Annotated in this window: 17 protein-coding genes; 3 read left to right on the forward strand and 14 right to left on the reverse strand. The window is 64.8% G+C overall.

Translation table 11 applies throughout. The features are described 5' to 3' along the window. The 10 genes from C560_RS0115310 to C560_RS23400 are packed head-to-tail and all read right to left on the reverse strand — an operon-like array spanning nucleotide 1 to nucleotide 13,225. Nucleotides 1-2,265, reverse strand: coding sequence for a glycosyltransferase family 2 protein (locus C560_RS0115310; protein WP_081801736.1), 2,265 nt, complete (start codon nucleotides 2,263-2,265; stop codon nucleotides 1-3). A 12-nt stretch (nucleotides 2,266-2,277) separates the two neighbouring features. Further along, nucleotides 2,278-4,206, reverse strand: coding sequence for a glycosyltransferase (locus C560_RS22715; RefSeq protein WP_051533222.1), 1,929 nt, complete (start codon nucleotides 4,204-4,206; stop codon nucleotides 2,278-2,280). 4 nt (nucleotides 4,207-4,210) lie between these two features. Beyond that, entirely contained in the window at nucleotides 4,211-5,029 is an 819-nt protein-coding gene (locus C560_RS0115320; protein WP_026538855.1) for a hypothetical protein, read from the reverse strand. Between the two features lie 13 nt (nucleotides 5,030-5,042). Continuing rightward, nucleotides 5,043-6,347: a UDP-N-acetyl-D-mannosamine dehydrogenase gene (gene wecC, locus C560_RS0115325; RefSeq protein WP_026538856.1), complete on the reverse strand. Its 1,305-nt coding sequence runs from the start codon at nucleotides 6,345-6,347 to the stop codon at nucleotides 5,043-5,045. Between the two features lie 7 nt (nucleotides 6,348-6,354). After that, nucleotides 6,355-8,277 (reverse strand): glycosyltransferase, encoded by a 1,923-nt coding sequence (locus C560_RS22095; RefSeq protein WP_231494373.1) that lies wholly within the window; start codon nucleotides 8,275-8,277, stop codon nucleotides 6,355-6,357. Nucleotides 8,278-8,280: 3 nt separating this feature from the next. Then, the gene (locus C560_RS0115335; RefSeq protein ID WP_026538857.1) at nucleotides 8,281-9,165 is read right to left on the reverse strand and encodes an ABC transporter ATP-binding protein; all 885 of its coding nucleotides are present in this window, start codon (nucleotides 9,163-9,165) and stop codon (nucleotides 8,281-8,283) included. Further along, nucleotides 9,158-10,069 (reverse strand): ABC transporter permease, encoded by a 912-nt coding sequence (locus tag C560_RS0115340; RefSeq protein WP_026538858.1) that lies wholly within the window; start codon nucleotides 10,067-10,069, stop codon nucleotides 9,158-9,160. Before C560_RS0115340 ends, C560_RS0115335 begins: the two co-directional genes overlap by 8 nt. Beyond that, nucleotides 10,066-11,802: a glycosyltransferase family 4 protein gene (locus C560_RS0115345; protein ID WP_026538859.1), complete on the reverse strand. Its 1,737-nt coding sequence runs from the start codon at nucleotides 11,800-11,802 to the stop codon at nucleotides 10,066-10,068. Before C560_RS0115345 ends, C560_RS0115340 begins: the two co-directional genes overlap by 4 nt. Beyond that, on the reverse strand, nucleotides 11,799-13,040 hold the full coding sequence (locus tag C560_RS0115350; protein ID WP_231494374.1) for a glycosyltransferase family 4 protein: 1,242 nt from the start codon (nucleotides 13,038-13,040) through the stop codon (nucleotides 11,799-11,801). The genes C560_RS0115345 and C560_RS0115350 overlap by 4 nt, the downstream gene beginning before the upstream one ends. A 23-nt stretch (nucleotides 13,041-13,063) precedes the next feature. After that, on the reverse strand, nucleotides 13,064-13,225 hold the full coding sequence (locus C560_RS23400) for a hypothetical protein (RefSeq protein ID WP_155855803.1): 162 nt from the start codon (nucleotides 13,223-13,225) through the stop codon (nucleotides 13,064-13,066). 13 nt (nucleotides 13,226-13,238) lie between these two features. On the opposite strand from C560_RS23400, the gene C560_RS23405 reads away from it, so the two are divergent. Together C560_RS23405 and C560_RS0115360 are read left to right on the forward strand one after the other, a co-directional pair. Then, entirely contained in the window at nucleotides 13,239-13,478 is a 240-nt protein-coding gene (locus C560_RS23405; RefSeq protein WP_155855804.1) for a hypothetical protein, read from the forward strand. 453 nt (nucleotides 13,479-13,931) lie between these two features. Continuing rightward, nucleotides 13,932-14,432: a DUF3515 family protein gene (locus C560_RS0115360; protein WP_026538861.1), complete on the forward strand. Its 501-nt coding sequence runs from the start codon at nucleotides 13,932-13,934 to the stop codon at nucleotides 14,430-14,432. Between the two features lie 32 nt (nucleotides 14,433-14,464). Here the strand turns inward: C560_RS0115360 and C560_RS0115365 are convergent, their stop codons facing one another. Genes C560_RS0115365 through murA form a run of 4 tightly spaced genes read right to left on the reverse strand, consistent with a single transcriptional unit; the run spans nucleotide 14,465 to nucleotide 18,759 of the window. After that, the gene (locus C560_RS0115365; RefSeq protein ID WP_026538862.1) at nucleotides 14,465-15,595 is read right to left on the reverse strand and encodes a D-alanine--D-alanine ligase family protein; all 1,131 of its coding nucleotides are present in this window, start codon (nucleotides 15,593-15,595) and stop codon (nucleotides 14,465-14,467) included. A 17-nt stretch (nucleotides 15,596-15,612) separates the two neighbouring features. Next, nucleotides 15,613-16,662, reverse strand: a complete 1,050-nt coding sequence (locus C560_RS0115370; RefSeq protein ID WP_026538863.1) for an NAD(P)H-dependent glycerol-3-phosphate dehydrogenase — start codon at nucleotides 16,660-16,662, stop codon at nucleotides 15,613-15,615. Nucleotides 16,663-16,676: 14 nt separating this feature from the next. Next, a complete protein-coding gene (locus C560_RS0115375; protein WP_026538864.1) occupies nucleotides 16,677-17,423 on the reverse strand; it encodes a lysophospholipid acyltransferase family protein in 747 nt (248 codons plus the stop codon). 10 nt (nucleotides 17,424-17,433) lie between these two features. Then, nucleotides 17,434-18,759 carry a UDP-N-acetylglucosamine 1-carboxyvinyltransferase gene (gene murA / locus C560_RS0115380; RefSeq protein WP_026538865.1) on the reverse strand — a complete coding sequence of 442 codons (1,326 nt, stop codon included), beginning with the start codon at nucleotides 18,757-18,759 and terminating at the stop codon, nucleotides 17,434-17,436. 372 nt (nucleotides 18,760-19,131) lie between these two features. Here murA and C560_RS0115385 point away from each other — a divergent pair. Further along, on the forward strand, nucleotides 19,132-19,490 hold a 359-nt coding region (locus C560_RS0115385), incomplete at its 3' end, for a hypothetical protein (protein ID WP_026538866.1).

Below are 19,490 nucleotides of genomic sequence, written 5' to 3' on the forward strand. Positions count from 1 at the left end.
CTATCTCGAGGGGCCCGCGTTTGAGCTTGCTAGTTCGTGCTGAAACTCGTCAGGTTGGTTGTCAGCGGACCCTGCCGGCGCGGTGCCCCGGCTCCCGTCAGCGTTGGACGACCATCCGCACCGGGTTCCCAAAAGGACTTGTTCAGTCGCCGCGTCCGAGGGACTCCAGTGGACCGGGCCGCCGAACGTAGCCATCAGATTGCGCTCAACGGCTCCGACACCGTACTTGTGTTCATCAGACGCGTGGCTGTAAGGCGGTTCACTGGCCCAGATTTCTACATGCCCGGCCTCGTGGCCGCTGCGGAGCTCGCGACTGTATTGGAATGCCGTCGGATCGTAGATGTTGACGATCTTGGACGTGACCCGATCGGTGATTTCGACGCGATGAAGCCGTCCCTCGGCAAAGGTCTCCAGCAGCTCTGTCGAAAATGACTTGTCGATGGCGTCTGCATGGAGCAGGCTCGGAAAATGCATGAGGCCAATCCGGAGCCCCGGCTCGTTGGCCGAACGCAGGTGGTCGAACATGAGTTGGGACCTTCCCGAGTCATCGCCAAAATCGCCGACGAACAGGATATCAAGGTCCAGGCTTTGCCGGGCATCGGGGAGGAACCGGAGCGGCGCGGGAAACGCGCGCTGCGCCTGTGGGAAGGGCAAGTACCCACTGTGCTTTCCGGAAAGGATCTTCTTGTGCCAGTGTTCGTAGGAGTCCCTGTAGGCCACCCTGTCCGGAGACCGGTAACCGAGGCGGAAATCTTCGATGGAAAGGTTGGACGTGCCAACGAGGGAAAGCGTCATAGGCGCCTTGCTGACTTCCAAGGGCTCTTTGCTGTTGACCAGGGCCTGGTAACGGAGGATGAACTCCGTATCCGCCGCTTTGCGGACGGAGTCCCAATAACCCAGCCTTTCCCTGATGGTCTCGACGTGGAACATTGTGGAGACGTGCGCTGGAGTGATAAATGCGCCGCGCCAGCCTCGGTATTGGAAGAAGAGGTCCTCGTCCGTGCGGGTCCAAGATGCAGAGACGAGCCGCCGATCAGGCTGCGTTCCGGCAACCCGGACAAGCCGTTCGATCTTCTGGGGGTGCTGCCAGTCGTCACCATCGAAAATTGTCAGGAACTCCCCGCTGGCCATCGAGTAGCCGACGTTGCGGGACGAGTACGCTCCCGAATTCTGCCCATTCAGGACAACTTTGATGCGCCTGTCTTCTGCAGCCCATTTGTTGAGGCGGTCGGCGGCGCCACCGACCGAACCGTCGTCAACGATGATGATCTCGATATTGCGGTAGCTCTGGTTGATGGCCGACTGGATCGCGAGGTCGGTGTATTCGTCAGGCTGATAGACCGGCATGACGATGCTGACGAGGGGACCGTCGGTTACAGGTTCCGGCACCTCGGCACCCAGCCGCAGGAACGCGGGGGCTGTCCCTTTCCTCAGCGTGAGTCGTGACAGTCCTGCGCGTTCGTAGATCTCATTGATCTCGCGGAGCCAGACCTCGGCGTCTGCCGTGGTGTCCTTGAACGGGTTGGCCGCGTTAGCCCGGTACAGGTGGAGGTCGTTGGCGTTCATCTCGGCTGAGTCGTAGAGACCTTGAAGCCGTATGACCTCGGCGCCTTGCCCCGTCCGGGCAAGGGCGTCGAGGAAGAACTCACCGCGTCGCTTGTTCTGGAACGGTTCTGCTCCAAACTTCTGATAGACAAATGTGTAGAGTGTCGATGCATTGAGAATGTCGTCGTTGAGAATGTTCTGCCTGTAGCAAAGATCACCCACGTGAAGCAACATGGTCCCGTGCGCTGCGTTCAAAACCTTCTGCACGGTTTCGCGGGACTTTCCGCCGATCCTATACATTTCCAAGCCGGCAGCCATGTCCGCCCAGCTCCACGCGCCCGAGGTGACTGAGCTCACCAGGATATCGCGGCCATCCACAGACCGAAGCTTTGTGAGCCGTTGAACTAGTTTCGGATTGGGAATTTTGGATGTCATCCCCCACCAGGCCAGGGCGCCCGGCCTCTTCTGTGCTTCCAAAGGACGCGGATTCATAGGGGCAGAACGGGCTGCCCGCCGGGCCGATCGCAGTAGTCGATCAACACGCATCGCGGTGATAACCACGACGCCTGTGAACGCCACCACCAGGACCCCCAGGAGCCACGGGTTGCGCGAATAGGCAGCCACCACTACCAAGACGAAGAGGACAGCAAAGCAAGCGGCGGCCGCTTTCTTTTTCGGGGACAGCCGCCCCATTCTGCGGAGAGCTAGTTGAAATTTCATTCGCAGGGCATCCTAAACGGGGGGTGTGATGGCAGGTGCGGAATGAGAGGGAACCGGCACCCGGGAGAAGTAGCTGCGCATGACATCGAGCCGGGGGCCGCCCTGCAGGTTCGGCGGGGCACCGATCTGCGGCGGCGGCCGGAATCCATCCCACTGCTCGGCCACACTCTGCAGGAAAATGCTGTCCTCCGGATTCCAGGTGTGGCCGCCATGGGAATCGGCTCCGGAGTGCCGGTGCATCATGTAGTTCTGCCCGTGGGAGCGGTAGATGAGTCCGCCAGCTGCCTGGACCGCCTGCAGGAGGCAGCGGTCCACGGCGCGGTGCACCGGCCGCCAGCCTCCGAGTTCGCGCAGCTCGTCCCGGCCGATCATCATGGTGCCGCCGGCCACATGATCCGAGTACTGCTCGCCGAGCGGAGGACGGCGGGTGGTGATGTCCAGGTTTTCCAGATACACAAACTCAACCTGCGCCCCCACCAGGGTGGCACCGCTGAAGCCTTTGGCGTGGACGAGGTCCCGGAGGTGGTGCACGCCGTACCAGTCGTCGTCGTCCATCTTGCAAATGAGATCGCCGCTGGCGGCGCCGACGCCGGCGTTGAGCACGTCACCAAAGATCACGTCCGCGGGGGCAGAGACAATCCGCAGGTCGCGGGAATAACCCTCGACGGCGCGCCGGACCTCGGGCAGGTCGGCGTCGAAACCGTGCAGTACCACCACAACTTCCACGGCACCCCAGCTCTGGCGTTCCAGCTGGTCCAGGGCGGATGCCAGCTTCTCGGGGCGGCGGGTGGCCAGGACAACGCTGACGGACGGTGCGGGAAGGAGCGGCTTCCCGAGCTGCCCCAGGGCGTTGTTCCAGACGGCGCGGGGACTGTAGAGGTCCAGTGCGGTCCGCCGGAGGTCGATCGACTTGGATTCGCGCAGCACCGGCGCGTCGCCGGCGTCGAACGCCTCCAACCGGTTCAGCAACGGCTCGCCGAGCAGCTCGCGGACCGGGGCGGACAGGGAGCGCGCCAGCGTGGGAACGCCGCCGACGGCGAGCTGGGACAGCCGCCGTACCAGCTGCCGGTCCAGACCGTCAAAGCGGGAGCCGTCGATTTCTACGAAGCTGTGCGGCCGGAGCGCTGCGAGCCCGGATTCTCCCAGCGCTCCTCCGCCGGCCAGCTCGTGCGGTTCCAGCGTGCGGATCGGCTTCTCCGGGTACGGGAGGAAGCCCAGGGGCGAGATGACAGCGGTATCGACCGGGGGCAGGGCGTCCGCCGGCGGGGTCCAGATTGGCGGCGACACCCGGGCCGGCTGGTCTGCGGTCTGCCGCGCGAACTGCTGCTCGAGCTCAGGCGCGCTCTTGGCGCTGCCGAGCACGACGTCCACGGCGTAGATGTCGTCCTGGTCAGGGCTCAGCAGCTGGCGGGTCATGAAGCTGCCCAAGGCGTCGCCGGCGAGCCAGGCGGTGTCGGCCGGGTGCGTGATGCCGACGCGCAGACCGCCCAGTACCGGCCCCGGCGCGGCAGGCGAGCAACAGCCCAGTGCGGCGAGGGCGGCAGCGTGCACATTCACCCATTTGCCGCCTTCCACCACCACGGCGAAGCCGAGTCCCGGTACGGTCAGGGCGGACGTGCCTGCCTTGACCTGGAGGCTGCGCGGCGTCCAGACCGGCAGATCAGCTGCCGGGAAGAGACCGCGAATCACGAGGACGAAGCGCTGCGCCCGTCCCTCGCTGCGGAACAAGGGAAGCAGCGTCCTGGCCTCGGCGAGCGACTCGGTCTGCACAACGTAGTGATCCCACCACAATTGATCCGCAGGGACGGCGTGTTCCCAATCGGACGCGGTCTTGGGGTCGCGGTGCTCCCAGTCCGTGCGGGCGTAGTCCAGTCCAAGGTCCAACGCCAGCTGCGCCATGGAGTGCTCTGCCGGGCCGACGACAACGCTCTTGATCTGCATGCTGCTAGCTCCCCGCCCCGCCCGCGCGGGACTTGAGCTGGCCAAAGATGTAAGCCGGGCCCTTACGGGCAATGGCACGGGCGCGGGAAAGGCCGCGGTTCGGGGCCATCCCCTGCTCCAGACGGCGGCGCTCGATTTCGGACTTCTTCAGCCGTGCCTCGAGGTGCCGGATCTTCTGCTCATAGTCGAGGCGGGTAGCGGCGTCGGCCAAATCCCGGACCACGATATTGAGGTCAAGGGTTGCCGCGGCGCCCTTCCGCAGGTGGAGCTTGGGCTTGGGGCGGCGGAAGTCATGCAGGCCCAGGGCGCTGCCGGAAACCCACCGCTCGCCGCCTGCCGAGCGCGCCGACCTTTCGGGGTCACCGGATTCCCGCAACTCGCGAAGAGTGCCGGTCGGCCACAATTCGAGGGCACCGGCCTGCCCGTCCACCAGCGCGCGAAGGACTATGGCCTGCGTCTGCTGCAGGGAGTCGATCATGGCTTCCAACGAGTGCAGCCCCAGGGCAGTGCCGGCGCTGATGACCAGCGTGTACACGGAATCGGCAATGTCCTGCCCGTCTGTGGCGGCGAACGAGAAGCGCGGGTCAGTGCCTAGCCACTCCTGCAGCCGGTGCCGGCTGCGATTACGCTCCACAAGGATATCCACGGCGAAGTCCTGGCACGCGGAGCCCAGGAGCGAAGCGACAGTCCCGGCGATCTCGAGATCTGTCGAGTTGGCGGCCCGGACCAAGATCCGAACCAGAGGAGTCTCCCGCCGCGGCATGTGCAGGGTCTTGAGGACAAAGCCGGCGTTGCGCAACTCTTCCTCAATAGACGCCGACATGGCTTGGTCTCCCCTATCCACTTACGCTGGCCCCTACAGGCAGGTGCAATCGGGAAGCGTCCGGTTCCTGCTGGTTCCAGATGCCCTTGGTGTCGATCACGTTCTTTCCCTCCAGGTTCTGCAGGTCCAGGGTCAGGAATTCGTCGTGGTCCACCAGGAGCATCACGAGGTCCGCCGCTGCTACGGCTTCCTCAATGCCGTGGAGCACAGAGAGGCCGGATGCTGCCAGCGCCGTCGGGAGTTCCTCGACGTTCGGATCAACAACCAGGATGGTGCTTTCAGGCAGCTGCCGGACGAGCTCCTGGACGATCGTCACGGACGGCGACTCGCGGACGTCGTCGATGTTGGCCTTGAAAGCCAAGCCGAGGACAGCCACGGTTGCCCCGGGCTGGTCGGCCAGTGTCTCTACAGCCTGCCGGACCACGTGATGCGGCTTGGAGTCATTGACTTCCCGGGCCGTGCGGATCAAGGCGGAGTGCTCGGGGACGGCGTCAACAATGAACCAGGGGTCCACGGCGATGCAATGGCCGCCCACACCGGGGCCGGGACGGAGGACGTTGACGCGCGGGTGGTGGTTGGCGAGCTCGATGAGTTTCCAGACGTCGATGCCCAGGTTGTCGCAGATAAGGGACAGCTCGTTGGCGAAGGCAATGTTGACGTCGCGGAACGTGTTCTCCACCAGCTTCGTCATCTCGGCCGTGGTGGCGTCCGTCAGCAGGATCTCGCCTTGACAGATGACCTCGTACAGCCGCTTGGCCAGCTGGGCGCCTTCTTCGGTGAGGCCGCCGATCACGCGGTCGTTGGTGACCATTTCGATCATGATCCGGCCCGGCAGTACGCGTTCCGGAGAGTGCACAACGTGCACCTGGGTCGGCCCGGGCGTATCCAGGGTGAGATCCGGACGAAGCTCCAAAAGGTAGGCGCCCAGGCGCTCCGTGGTGCCCGGAGGCGAGGTCGATTCAAGCACCACCAGCTCGCCACCGCGGAGCTTCGGGGCGAGGGCCTCGAGAGCGCTTCGGAGGTAGGAGAGGTCGGCGCCGTTGCCCTCCGCGAGCGGGGTGGGCACAGCGATGATGAACGCGTCGGCCGCAGGTACGGTGGACAACGCAACGAGGTTTCCCAGGCTGACCGCACCTGAAACCACCACGCCCATGTCGGGTTCCACAAAGGGAACCTCTCCCCTGTTGACGGCGTCGATGGTCGACTGCTTTACATCGACGCCGGCCACGCGCTTGCCCTTGGCGGCAAAGCTGGCCGCCGTGGGCAAGCCAATGTAGCCAAGTCCGATGACGGCAACATCAAAAATCGTCTCGTCCATGTCTCCCCTAAACTAAAATGTGGTCTTCGGGTGAGCCGAAGAACTGAATCGTTGAAGAAGCCAGAAGCTCTTCAGTGGTGATGGGCCAAGTGTGTGACGCCGCGTCGGCGCCCCGCATTTGGCAGTAGTTGAAGCGGTCCGCGGAGTACACCCGACCGCCCGACTCGATGACGTCGCCCAGGAAGCGCGAGTCCTCTCCCCGCTGCACGGGATGGAAGGGTATGCGCCTGAACGTGTCGGTGGCAGCGAAGATAGTCGGTCCGGAGACTGCTTCCACGAACCGGTGTTCCAGTTGCGGGTTGCGCAGGATCGTAGCACCAGCCCCGGCGAGGTGCATGTAGTGCGCCCGCTTTCCGACCACCTCGGCCTCGGAGTACATCATGGCGTTGACCTGGTCGCCCAGGTACATGGGGCTGTAAATGTCGTCGTCATCCCATTTGGTGGAGAACCGGCCATCGGCGCGCGCCACGGCGGCATTCAGGCACTCACCGAGCAGCGTTTGCCCCGGTTCCTGAAGAACCACGACGTCGAGAATCCCGGCTTCCAGGCACTTCCGCCGGAATGCCGCATCGTCGACCTCAAACCCGTGGGCGAGGTAGACCAGTTGGACATCCACGCCCTGCTGGGCGGCGACGCCGGCAATGACATGGTCGAGTTGCTGCGGACGGAAACTGGAGACGAGGACCGATACCTGGGCCCTCGGCGCCGGCGCGGCCAGGGCCGGCCGCGCCGCAGCCGCGATGGACTGTGCCCGGTGGCTGAAGGTGTGTTCCGCCCAGATTCTGCGCTGGGCCTTGTGGACCAGGCGCTGGGCGTAGTCCGGATTGGCAGTCAGCGCCCGCAGCAAGTGCGTGGCGTCTTCCCGGTTGTCCGCCGTGGGGATTTCCTTGTCCGGGAAGAACTCGGCGATCGCGGCGCTGGGCGTCGACACAACGCAGGACCCGGCGGCGGTGATCTCGAAAATCCGGCGGGCGCACATGGACGGCGAGTCGGTGACCGAGTTGACGTTGAGGAAGACCTTGTACGCCTTGTAGGCGGTCAGCATCTGCTTGTAGGACAGCGATCCCACGACGTGCTTCTTCAGGATGCCGGGGAACTGGTACTGCGGTTGCCTGCCAAGCTGGCGGGAGAAGATTTCAAAGCCGGGGCGCTTGCCCGCCGTAGCGTCCACGGCCGCTCCCAGCAGGTAGTCCATCTGGCGCCGACGGTCCTCATACTTGTGCGCAAAGTACATTCCAGCGAAGGCAATCTCGCGGGCGTGCCAGCCGTGCCGCGGCCGGGCCGGGTTGTGGATCCGGGGCTGCGCGGCAAAGGGCAGCACGGAAATCCGGCTGTGGCCCAAGTCCTCGCGATAGCGGGGAAGCATGTTGGAGTCAGTGGTGAAGACGTGGTCGAAGAGCTTCGCGGCAGGCAGGAAGTCCTCGTAGTGGGGCGGGTCTTCCTTGTTCCAGAAGACGGCCGGAAGCCCGGCCGCACGGCACCCCGCCGTCAGCTCGACGAACACCGGCGACGGCCCGGCCGGCCCGGTGATTTTGCCCCGCCAGAGCCCGGCGTTGCCCGCCCAGGCGGATTCGACAACGACAAAGTCCAGCGCCTCGTCACGCAGCTGCTGCTGCCAGGTGTCCGGTCTGAGGGGCACTACGGACCACTCGGCGGAAAACGCGGCCGCGGAGAAGTCATCCATGATGATGCCAACGCGCAGCTGCGGATTCCGTGGCTCTGCAACCCCAACAACCGCTTCCCGGAAAACCAGGCGGCGGCCGCGGCCCAGGCCGCGCCAGGTGCCCTCCGCGCCGCGGACGCCGGACAGGCTGGCTTCATCACGCTCCGCACCGCTGCGGTGCAGGTAACTCTTGACCTGGGCCATGCCGCCCTGACGGGCGTGCCACAGCGCGCGGCGCCAGTACGCCGTCCTATCCCAAAAACTCATCGTTTACCTGGACCGCTTCCAGCCGTTGGGGAGCAGAGTCGTACGCATTTCGGGCAGGCTCGCCATCAGCTCAGCGCGGATTTGACGGCCGTAGTCGGCGTTGCCCTCGTTCATGCGCCAAATGAAGTTTCGGTATTCCTTGGCAACCTCGTCCGGGGTGCCGTCCATGATGAAGTCGCCCTTGTCAATCCAGATGGCGCGGTTGCACATGCCCGTGATGGTGCCCAGGCTGTGGCTGACTACAAAGACGGTGCCGGCCTGTGCGGTGACCTTCTCCATCCGCGCCTTTGAGCGGTCTTTGAATTGGGCATCACCGGTGTTGAGGGCCTCGTCAATCAGGAGAATCTCGGGATCCACGGCAGCTGCGATGGCGAAGCGGAGGCGCGCGCCCATGCCCGAAGAATAGGAGTTCATCGGGTGGAAGATTTCGTGTTCCAGCCCGGACATTTCCACGATGTCGTCAAACTTGGCGTCAATCTCGGCGTGGCTCATGCCCATGGCCAGGCAGCCGAGCCGGATGTTCTGGGCACCCGAGATGGAGCTGATCAGAGCTGCGTTGACGCCCAGGAGAATCGGGTTGCTCGAAGCATAGACAGTGCCCGTGTCGGGGATGATCAGCCCGGCGAGGACCTTCATCAGGGTGCTCTTGCCGGAGCCGTTGCGGCCGATAATGCCGATGGAATCGCCCTGGTTGGCCACGAAGGAAATCTTGCTCAATGCCGTGGTGCGCACGGTGCTGTCGCCGCGGCGGAGCCCTCGCAGGTTTTTCAGTACGGAGGTCCGGGCATTGGTTCTCCCCTCCGTTTTGTTTTTGGTGCGGTAGACCACCGAGATGTCATCCACCACCACTGTGGGCTCCGAAAGCGGGCCGATTGATACGTCAGACACGTCCGTAGCTTTCCTCTCCGCGCCAGAAGACAAAGAGTCCGGCGCCGACGGATCCCAGGGCCCATAAGCCCAAGACGCCCCATGCCCGCCAGGATGGCGTCGTGTCGTAGAGCACCGAGTCGCGGATGATCTTGATGACCTGGTAAATCGGGTTGTAATCCATGATGGTGCGCACGACGGGGTATTTCCCGAAGCGTTCCTCCGCAAAAAAGACTGCCGAGACATACATCAGGAAACGAATGATGAACGAGAGCAGGTGGGACAGATCCGGGACTTTGAGCAGCACCGGCGCCAGTAACATGCCGATGCCCAGATTGAAGAGGAACTGCAGCAGGATCGCCGGAATGATCAGCAGCCACCGCCACGTGATTTCCTCGGCAGGCGCGGTGAAGATGACGAAAAGCAGCATGACTATGGTCACGGGAACGTTGGAGAAGAGTTCCCGCACGTTCACGGCGATGGGCAGGGACGCCCGGGGAAACTGGAAGGCTCGGATCATCGAGGTGTTGCTAGTCAGAGACTTCGCCCCGCCGAGGATGGAACGGGTACTCATCGAAAACGTAAATACGCCGATGATCAAGTAGCCAATGAAGTTGTCAATGCCCTTGCTGGTGCCCAGGAACAGACCAAAAATCAGGTAGAAACTGAGGCCGTTCAGAAGCGGCGTCAACACCAGCCACGCTGAGCCCAAATGGTGCTTGTCATTACCGCTCTGCACCCTGGCCCGGGCATCAAAGACGATGAAACTCCGGCGGTCCCACAGCTGGACAAGGTAGTCCAGGAAATCCGGCCGCTGCCCCACCTTGCTCAGCCGGACAAGGTTCACCGGCACGGCGACAGTGGCGGGCGCCTGCGTTTCCGCAGCCTCGGGCTGGGTCACTTCCGTTTTTTCTTGGATGCTCATCTAGTTACTCCCAGCATTTCCAACTCTCGTGCCAGGGCAACCGCGTTGGCGGCCCATGTTCTTTCCTGCAACACGCGTTCCCGGCCGGCAGCCCCGAACTTTGCTGCAAGATCCGGGTCCGAAAGCAAATCCCGGATAGCCCCGGCGAAGGCGGCAAAATCCCCCGCCGCCGCCAGAAAGCCCGTCACGCGGTCCTCGACGATTTCCGCCAGTGCCGGCAGGTCGCTGGCCACTACGGGCCGTGCGGAGGCCATGGCTTCCACGGGTTTGAGGGGTGTCACGGATCGCGTCACCTCCAAGTCCTTGCGCGGCACAACGAAAACATCCAGCGCTTGATGGTACAGGGCCGTCTGGCTGCGGGGCACACGGCCTGTGAACATGATGCGATCGGCATAGCCGCTTCTCTGCGCCTGTATCTGCAGCGCTGGCAGGGAAGAACCGTCGCCGACTATCAGGAGGCGGAGCCGAGGCATGTCCTCCGCGAGCAGCACAAACGCGGCCAGAAGGTCCTCAATCCCTTCATAGGCTACCAAGCTGCTCACCGTGCCGATGAATTGTCCGTCTTCTGCGAGACCGAGCTCACGCCGGGCACTGGCCTTGTCCAGCGGTTCGGCGAGGAAGTCTCCTCCCACGGCGTTCGGCGCAATAATGACCTTGCTGTCCGGGATGCCGGCGGCAACAATGTTGGCCTTCATGGCCCTGCCAAGCGTCAGGACAAGGTCAGCATCGCGCATGACTTCCGTTTCCCGCTTCTGGAACAGTCGGTATTTCTCGCTCTGCCGGGCTTCGGGCCCGCGGGTGGAGGCCCACGTGTCGGCAAGTTGGCCGCGGACCTCGTAGACCCAGGGAATCCCGAGGGCCCCGGCCACGGCCCGCACGACGAGTCCGTTGACGTAGTGCGTGGTGGTGTGCAGGACGCTCGGCCTGAACTCGAGTGCCACAGCGAGCAGCTCATCCGCCTGCTGCTGCAGGCGGGCATCAATGTTTTGGGCCATCGTGGCGGGGATGAGGCGCTGGTAGCGGACTCCGTCCACGGTGTCTGTTGTCTTTGCGAGGAGTTTGCCGACCTGCACTGGGTAACCCATCCTGGTGACCGCCAAAACGTCCCAGCCTGCTTCCTTCTGGGCGAGCAGGGTGGAGTGCGACCGCTGGGCGTAACCGCTGGCGGTGTGCGGCAGGGAATTCGTCAGCAAGTGGAGGATCCGGCCGGGAACGGGTGTGTAAGAGTGCCGTTGCACCGACGGGGCGGCATCGGCCAGTATTGCCGCCTCGGCGGCCAGCCTGGCCTGCTGCCGCTTGCCCGCCGTTCCGGAGTCATTGAGAGCCGCGACGGCTTCGCTGATGGCGCCGTCGTACCAGAGCCGCCGTGCCCGGGCCTGCTTCACCTGCCGCGAGGTGCCTGCCTTGGCAAGGAGGATGTCCGCGACGTCCGGAAGGTTTGCTGCGAGGGCGACGTCGGCCAGCCGCCGTGCGCGTTCTGCTTGGACGGTGCCAGCGGCGGCGATGCGGAGCCGCCGTTCGACGTCGTCAGTGTCTCCCGCGGCCAGCGCCGCGAACAGGACGGTTGAGGACGTCGCGTCCTTCGGGGCCCAGCGGCCCACACGCTTCGCCAGGGGAAGCGCGGCGGCCGGCATTCTGCGGGAAAGTTGCAGGAACAGGATGACGGGATCATCCGTCAGGTGCTGACGGACCACGCTCTGGGCCAGCCGGATGTTGTTGACGAGCTGCATCATCGGCCGCGGCCGGTTTCGGCGAGGAGTTCGCTGATGATTTCCATGTAGCGGCCCGCGAGCTGCTCGTACTCGGCGTTGGCCTTGACCCACTGGCGGCTGTCGCCGTTGCGGACCAGGCGCCCGCGGTCCGCAGCCAGTTCCCGCCACAGGGCGGCGAGTTCTTCCGGGTCGCTGGCCACGATGTCGCCGGCCTCGGCATCCGAGACAATTCTTGCGGCCTCTCCGCGGACCACAGCCGTGATGTGGCGGCCGATTGCCAGAACCTCATAGGTTTTGGACGGCACGGTGGTTTCGAAGGACTTCCAGTCATCCCGCAAGGACACAATGCAGGTGTCGGCGGACGAGTAGCGTTCCAGCATGTCGTCGCCGGTCAGGGGCGGGTGGAAGGTCACGGGAGCCTTTAGCTCACGTGCAAGCTTCTCCAGCGCCGGACGCTGTGTCCCGTGGCCCACCATGTGCAGGTGCATGGAGTCCCCTACGAGGGCACTCGCGCGGATGGCGACGTCCAGCTTTTGGCTCTCCCCGTGGTTGCCGAGATAGAGAGCTTCGAAGACGTCCCGTTCCGGCTCGGGCGGCCCGACGACAGGGATGGCATCCAGGTGCACACCGTTGCTGACGGTCGCAACGTTCCGGATACCGCGAGCACGCAGCGTTGCCGCGAAGCCCTCCGTCACGGTGACCACGAGGTCCGCGCGGTGCTGGACAAAATCCACCACATGCTCCACGACACTTTTCACGCTGCCCTGAACCAGGCGGGCGTCGCGGGCAAGGTCGGGCCAGGCGTCGCGCATTTCCACGATCAGCGGTACCCGGCGCAATTTGGCCAAGACGTAGCCGGCTGCCAGGGACGGCAGTCCGGGCGCGGTGACAATGACGACGTCGGGCTTGCGGACCATCATCCCGGCGGGGACGGACAAAAATGCTGAGTAACACTGGTCCATGAGCCGCGCGGCGCGGGAGTTGCCGTGGCGCAGGTACGGCACGTGGAGGATCTTTTCGGTGAACTGGCCATTGCGGAGCCGGAACGGCCTGCCGGCCATCCAGCGCGGGAGGGCCCGCCGGCCGAAGGGATAGTGCGCCACTGGTGTCACAACGTCGACGTCCCAACCGGAGTGGGAGAACTCTTTGATCATGGCGGTCCAGCGCCGCTGCGGCGGGCTCTGTTCCGGCCAGTAGGAGTGCGTGATCAGCGTGATCTGCAGACCGCCGGTCGAGGATTTGGGCGCAGTCGGCTCCATAAGGACTTCATCCTGCATGGGGATTAGGACTTACCGGTGCGCGGGACGCCCGTGGCTTTCTTGGAGCCGATGAAGCGGTAGTAGACGAAGCCCAGTCCCAGCAGGGCCAGCACGGTGATCGCCTGGACGGCCAGCGGGCTGCCGGTGGCAACGGCCACGGCAGCCTGGACTTCAGACTTCACCATGACCGGAGGCTGAGTGGGCGTCGAGATGACCGCAGGGGCCGTGGACTGTGCCGGCGTCGGGGTCGGTGTGGGTGTCGGTGTCGGCGTCTCCGACGGGGTTTCTTCAACAACCGGAGCCGGTGCAACAGGAGCGACAACAGGCGGCGTGACCGCCGCAGGCGCGGGCGTCACGATCGGCGCGGCCGGCGGCGCGGCAGGCACGACGGGCGGGACTACTGGGGCCGGGGCCGGGGCCACCGGAACCGGCGTTTGAATCGGCGGGGCCGGAGTTTCCACCGGAGGCGGCACAATCACGGGTTCGGTCGGCACAGGCGACGCAGGATCCGTCGCCGGCGCTGTGGGACCCGGATCGGCGGGCGTCGGAGAGGGCGAAACTGCCGGTGCCAAGGGGCCAGGAATGACCAGGTCATCGGCGCTCGCGCCTGTCGCTGTGCCCATGACTGAAGCGGCGAGAAGCAAAGCTCCCAGCCCGATCCGTATGGATTTCTTTCGGCTGCACGACGTCATCGACAGTCCCTCCCCCACAGTGCGAGATTGAATCAAATGTGCGTTATGCGACCAACGCTAACGTCATTGTCGGCAGAGCCCCACTGATGCACGAGGTCCCAGTCTACTCGATGGTAAGAGCCAGGCTGTTCCTAGAGATGCTATCCCGACTCTCCAAACTGTGGCGATAGCGCCACGCGCACCGGGTTAGGCTGGATGAATGCTCCATTTCAGCCGCGTCGTTTCCGCGCGATTTCCCCTTATTGCCGCGGCCGCTGCAGCGGGCCTCGCCCTGACATCCTGCTCGCCGGTGGTCGACGTCACGCCCGCCAAGGATGCCGCGAACGCGGCCTGCGCGCCGATGATGCTGGCCCTCCCGGACGCAATCGGCGATGCCAAACTGCGCAAGACCAATGCCCAGGCCACCGCGGCCTGGGGCGATCCGTCCCTGGTGATCCTGCGCTGCGGCGTCAACGTTCCCGGCCCCACGACGGACCGCTGCGTCAGCGTCAACGACGTCGACTGGGTCATCAAGGAAGGCGACCCTGTGTGGACGCTGACCACGTTCGGCCGCGAACCGGCCACGGAGATCCTGATGGATCCGGACAAGATCAGTTCGGCCACCGTGCTCGCGGACCTCTCCGCCGCCGCGCTGAAGATCCCGGCCACCCGGAAATGCGTGGGGCAAGAGGACCTGCAGAACCTCCCCACCAGCAAGTAGGTCCGGGCAGACGCGTCCGGGCCTGCCCGATGCTAGCGCAGGCCGGTCTTGCGGTGCAGGGCCAGGTGGATCAGCTCGTCAATCAGGTCGGCGTACCCCAGCCCTGAGGCCTTCCACATCTGCGGGTACATGCTCTTGGGCGTAAACCCGGGCATGGTGTTGATCTCGTTGATGATCAGCTCGCCGTCAGGGGTGTAGAAGAAGTCAACCCGGCTCAGTCCCTCGCCGCCGACGGCGTCGAAGGCGACGGCGGCCAGTTCCCGAACGCGGGTGATCGCTTCTTCGGGGAGGTCGGCCGGGCAGCTGAGGGCCGCGGCGTCGTCCACATATTTGGCGTTGAAGTCATAGAACTCGTGCCCGCCGCCCGCGACGGAGATCTCGCCCGGCATCGACGTCCGGGGGGCATCGGTCCCCCGGCCCTCCAGCACGGCGCATTCGATCTCGCGGCCCGTGATGCCGGCCTCGATGACCAGTTTAGGGTCATGCTCGCGGGCGATCTCTATGGCGGCGTCGAGGCCCTCGAGGGAATCCACCTTGGAGATGCCCATGGAAGACCCTGCGCGGGCGGGCTTGACGAAGACCGGGAAGCCGAGCTGGTCCACGCGCTTGCGGACGGTCTCGGGATCGTTGCGCCACTGCCGGTCGGTCACGGCGATGTAGGGCCCCACGTGGAGCCCGGCCGATTCAAAGACCACCTTCATGAAGTGTTTGTCCATGCCAACGGCGGACGCGAGCACGCCCGCGCCCACGTATCGGGTGTCGGACAGTTCCAGGAGGCCCTGGATGGTTCCGTCTTCGCCGAAGGGGCCGTGCAGCAGCGGGAAGACGACGTCGACGGCGCCGAGCTCCTGCGGAACAGTGTTCGGGGCTGCGACGATCAGCTGGTGCTCGCCGCCGATCTCGGCCAGGGTCACGGTCTGCGCTGAGGGTGCCACCTCGGGCAACGACGAGGCGGAGAGCGACCACTCGTCGGTCCCGCCGGAGGCCAGAACCCACTGGCCGGTCTTGGCGATCCCGATCGGGATGACGTCGTACTTGTCCTTGTCGATGGCGCCCAGCACGCCGGCAGCTGTCACGCAGCTGACGGCGTGCTCGCTGGAGCGGCCGCCGAACAGCACCGCCACTCGGGGCTTGGGCTGGCCCGTACGGCCTTCTGTGGTCATGTTGTTCTCTGACACTCTCAGTGATCGCCTTCGGGTTTCAGGTCCCGGGACAGCAGCAGCGGCCCCAGTTCGTCTACGGACAGTTTTCCGGCAAGGACCGCGACGACGGCGGCCGTGATCGGCATATCGACGCCGAGCTTTCCGGCAAGTTCGTGGACCGCCTGGCTGGACTTGATGCCTTCGGCCGTTTGCTTCATTTCGGCGGTGACCTGCTCGAGCGTCAGCCCCTTGCCCAGCAGCCTGCCGGCCGTGTGGTTTCGGGACAGGGGTGAGGAACAGGTGGCCACCAGGTCACCCAGTCCGGCAAGCCCCGCCATGGTCCGGGCTTCGCCGCCCAGGGCGAGTGTCAGCCGGGAGGTCTCCGCCAGGCCGCGGGTGATGACCGAGGCCTTGGTGTTGTCGCCCATCTGCTTGCCTTCACAGATGCCGACGGCCAGGGCAATGATGTTCTTGACGATTCCGCCGATTTCGACGCCGATCACGTCGCTCGTGGTGTACGGGCGGAAATAGGGCGCGGTGCAGCTGCGCGCGATCCAGCCTGCGGTGCTCGAGTCCGTGCAGGCCACGACGGATGCCGTTGGCTCTTCCCGGGCGATCTCCATGGCCAGGTTGGGGCCGGATACCACGGCAACCCGGTCCGCGGGCAGGTCCAGCTCCGTGCAAATGACCTCGCTCATGCGGGCGTCGGTGTGGAGCTCGAGGCCCTTCATCAGGGACACCACGACGGCCCCAGGCGCCAGATGCTCCTTCCAGGCCTTCAGTTGCGGCCGCAGGGTTTGTGCCGGCACGGCCAGAATAACCAGCTCCGCGCCCGCCAGGACCTCGGAAACGTCCTTCGACGCCGTGATGCTGGACGGCAGCGTGATGCCCTTCAGATACTGCTCGTTGCGGTGCATGGTATTGATCTGGTCCACGACTTCGGGCCGCCGGCCCCAAAGGCGGATGTTTCGCTCGACGCCGGAGGCTGTGGCGGCGTCGGCCACGACCTTGGCGAAGGTCGTGCCCCAGGAGCCTGCCCCCAGGACGGCCACTGTGGCGGCGGACCCGGATTCGCGGGTGGCTGACATCGCCAAATCCGCCGTCACGCTGTGACGTCCGGGTCTATGCGGCCGTGCGTCGGCTGGTTGTGCGCTGCTGGGTTCCACCGCTCGGCGGGCGGTTGTTCTCCGCGCAGTCCCGCCAGGAGGCCCGTGATGGCGTCCATGATGGCATTCGTGGCTGCGTCGAGCGTTGCCTTGTCCAGCGGGCGGCCCTCAAAGGCGCTCAGGTCCACGGGATCCCCGACCACGAGGCGGGAAGTCTTGCGGGGGAAAATGTAGAAACGCTTCGCATACCGCGGGAAGACCTCTTGGGCACCCCAGTGGGCCATGGGCACCACGGGAATGCCGCTCTCCAGCGCCATGCGCGCCGCACCGGTGCGCCCCTTCATCGGCCAGAGTGCCGGGTCCCGGGTCAGGGTTCCTTCCGGGTAGATGATAATCGCCCCGCCTTCGTTCACGATCTCTTTGGCGAGTTGCAGCGAACGGTTCGCCCCCGTCGTCGAACGTTCCACCGGGATCTGTTTGGTGGACCGCAGGACAGCGCCTAGGACCGGGACCTTGAAGAGGCCGGCCTTGGCGAGGAAATGCGGCATCCGTTTCTGGTTGTAGAGCATGTGCCCCACCACCAGCGGGTCGATCTCAGTGCAGTGGTTGGGCGCGGCAATGAAGCCCCCGGCGGGGAGCTTTTCGAGGCCTTCCCATTTCTTTCCCATGAGGAGGTTCATCACGGGACGGATGATCCCGGCGACTGTCACGAACGTGACGTGGCTCTTGGCCGATTCCTTCACAGGTCCCCCGCTACTTGACCGAGGTGATGTCGAAATCGGCGCCGAGGCCGGCGAGCTTCTCGGTAAAGCGCTCGTAGCCGCGGTTGATGATGTCGATCCCCGTGACGCGGGACGTGCCGGTGGCGGCCAGGGCGGCAATGAGGTGGCTGAACCCGCCGCGCAGGTCCGGCACGTCGATCTCGGTGCCCTTGAGCTGCGCCGGACCGGAGATGACGGCGGAGTGCAGGAAGTTGCGCTGGCCGAAGCGGCACGGCACGCTGCCGAGGCACTCGCGGTGGACCTGGATATTGGCGCCCATGCGGATCAGTGCATCGGTGAAACCGAACCTGTTCTCATACACGGTCTCGTGGACGATCGAAACGCCCTCGGCCTGGGTCAGGGCGACGATGAGCGGCTGCTGCCAGTCCGTCATGAAACCGGGGTGCACGTCAGTTTCGAGGACCAAGGGGTTGAGCTTGCCGCCGCGGTGGTAGAAGCGGATGCCGTCGTCGCCAATGTCCATGCCGCCGCCGACCTTGCGGTAGGTGTTCAGGAAGGTCATCATGTCGCGCTGCGTGGCGCCTTCGACAAAGATGTCGCCGCGGGTGACCAAGGCCGCGGAAGCCCAGGAGGCGGACTCGTTGCGGTCCGAGAGGGCGCGGTGGTTGTAGCCGCCGAGGTCCCGGACCCCTTCGATGCGGATGGTGCGGTCAGTCTGGACGCTGATGATGGCGCCCATTTTCTGCAGCACCGCGATGAGGTCCACGATTTCCGGCTCGGTGGCCGCCCCGGAGAGTTCGGTGATGCCTTCGGCGCGCGTGGCGCTCAGCAGGACCTGCTCGGTGGCGCCCACGGACGGGTAGGGCAGCGCAATCTTGGCGCCCTTGAGCCCGTTGGGCGCGGAGATGTGGATGCCGCCGGGGCGCTTTTCCACGACGGCGCCGAACTGGCGCAGGACATTGAGGTGGTAGTCGATCGGACGGTCGCCGATCTTGCAGCCACCCAGGTCCGGAATGAAGGCCTCGCCGATGGCGTGGATCAGCGGCCCGCACAGCAGGATCGGGATGCGCGAATCGCCCGCGTGGGCGTCGATGGCCGTGCTGGAGGCCGTCTTGGCGCCCTTCGGGTCAAGCGTCAGATCGCCGGTCACGGGATCCTTGTCGACCCTGACGCCGTGGAGCTGGAGCAGGCTCGTGACAACCTCGACGTCCTTGATTTCAGGCACGTTGCGCAACACCGATGGCTCGTTGCCCAAAAGGGCAGCAACCATGGCTTTGGGGACAAGATTCTTGGCCCCGCGAACGGTGACGCGGCCAGTTAGCGGGACGCCTCCGCGGATTGTCAGAACACTACTCATATACCGGTTTCCTCACGACTACTCGCCCCCAAATCCTTACAAAGGCTCCAGCTAAGCATAGGAGCATCCGTTACCGATCTGAAATACAGAGCGGTTCCAGCGGCCTCACAGCGGCTCCGGCTACATGGATACGGCACCCCATTGTTGGCGCAGGTGTCGCTGCACAATCTCATTGTCCTCGGCGTGGCAGAAAGGCGCGGGAGGCGTGCCGGAGCCTTCGGTGTCGCTGGCGCCCGCTACAATCACGTGGTCCGCCGCTCGCGGACCCATTCACTGCGGCCAACGGGCCGCACAAGCCTTAAGGGGCCGTTGGTGATCACCAACCTGAAATCTAGAAATACCCTTCTGACCCTTTGTCTGACGATCTTCACAATGCTTTCTGTTGCAATGGCGCCTGCCGCCAGCGCTGCCTCGGATGTGACCGGGCCCGTCCTGGTCAGCTCCACCGTCACACCCAAGGCCCTGAACATCGCCACCGGACCGGCCACCGTCAAAGTCACCCTCCGGCTGACCGACCGGACCGGCGCCCGCGAACCCGTGGTGACCATGGGCAACGACGCCACCGGGCAGCGCCAAGGCTTCGGCGCCATGACACTGGTCTCCGGCACCACCAAAGACGGCGTCTGGGAACGCACCATGACCATCCCCAAAGGCTCAGCCACCGGAACCTGGAAAGTCACGCTCTTCCCCCTCGATGACACCCTCGGCAACTCATCAACAGGCTTCCAAAC

Origin of the sequence: Arthrobacter sp. 9MFCol3.1, from assembly GCF_000620385.1 — a bacterium.
GTDB lineage: Bacteria > Actinomycetota > Actinomycetes > Actinomycetales > Micrococcaceae > Arthrobacter.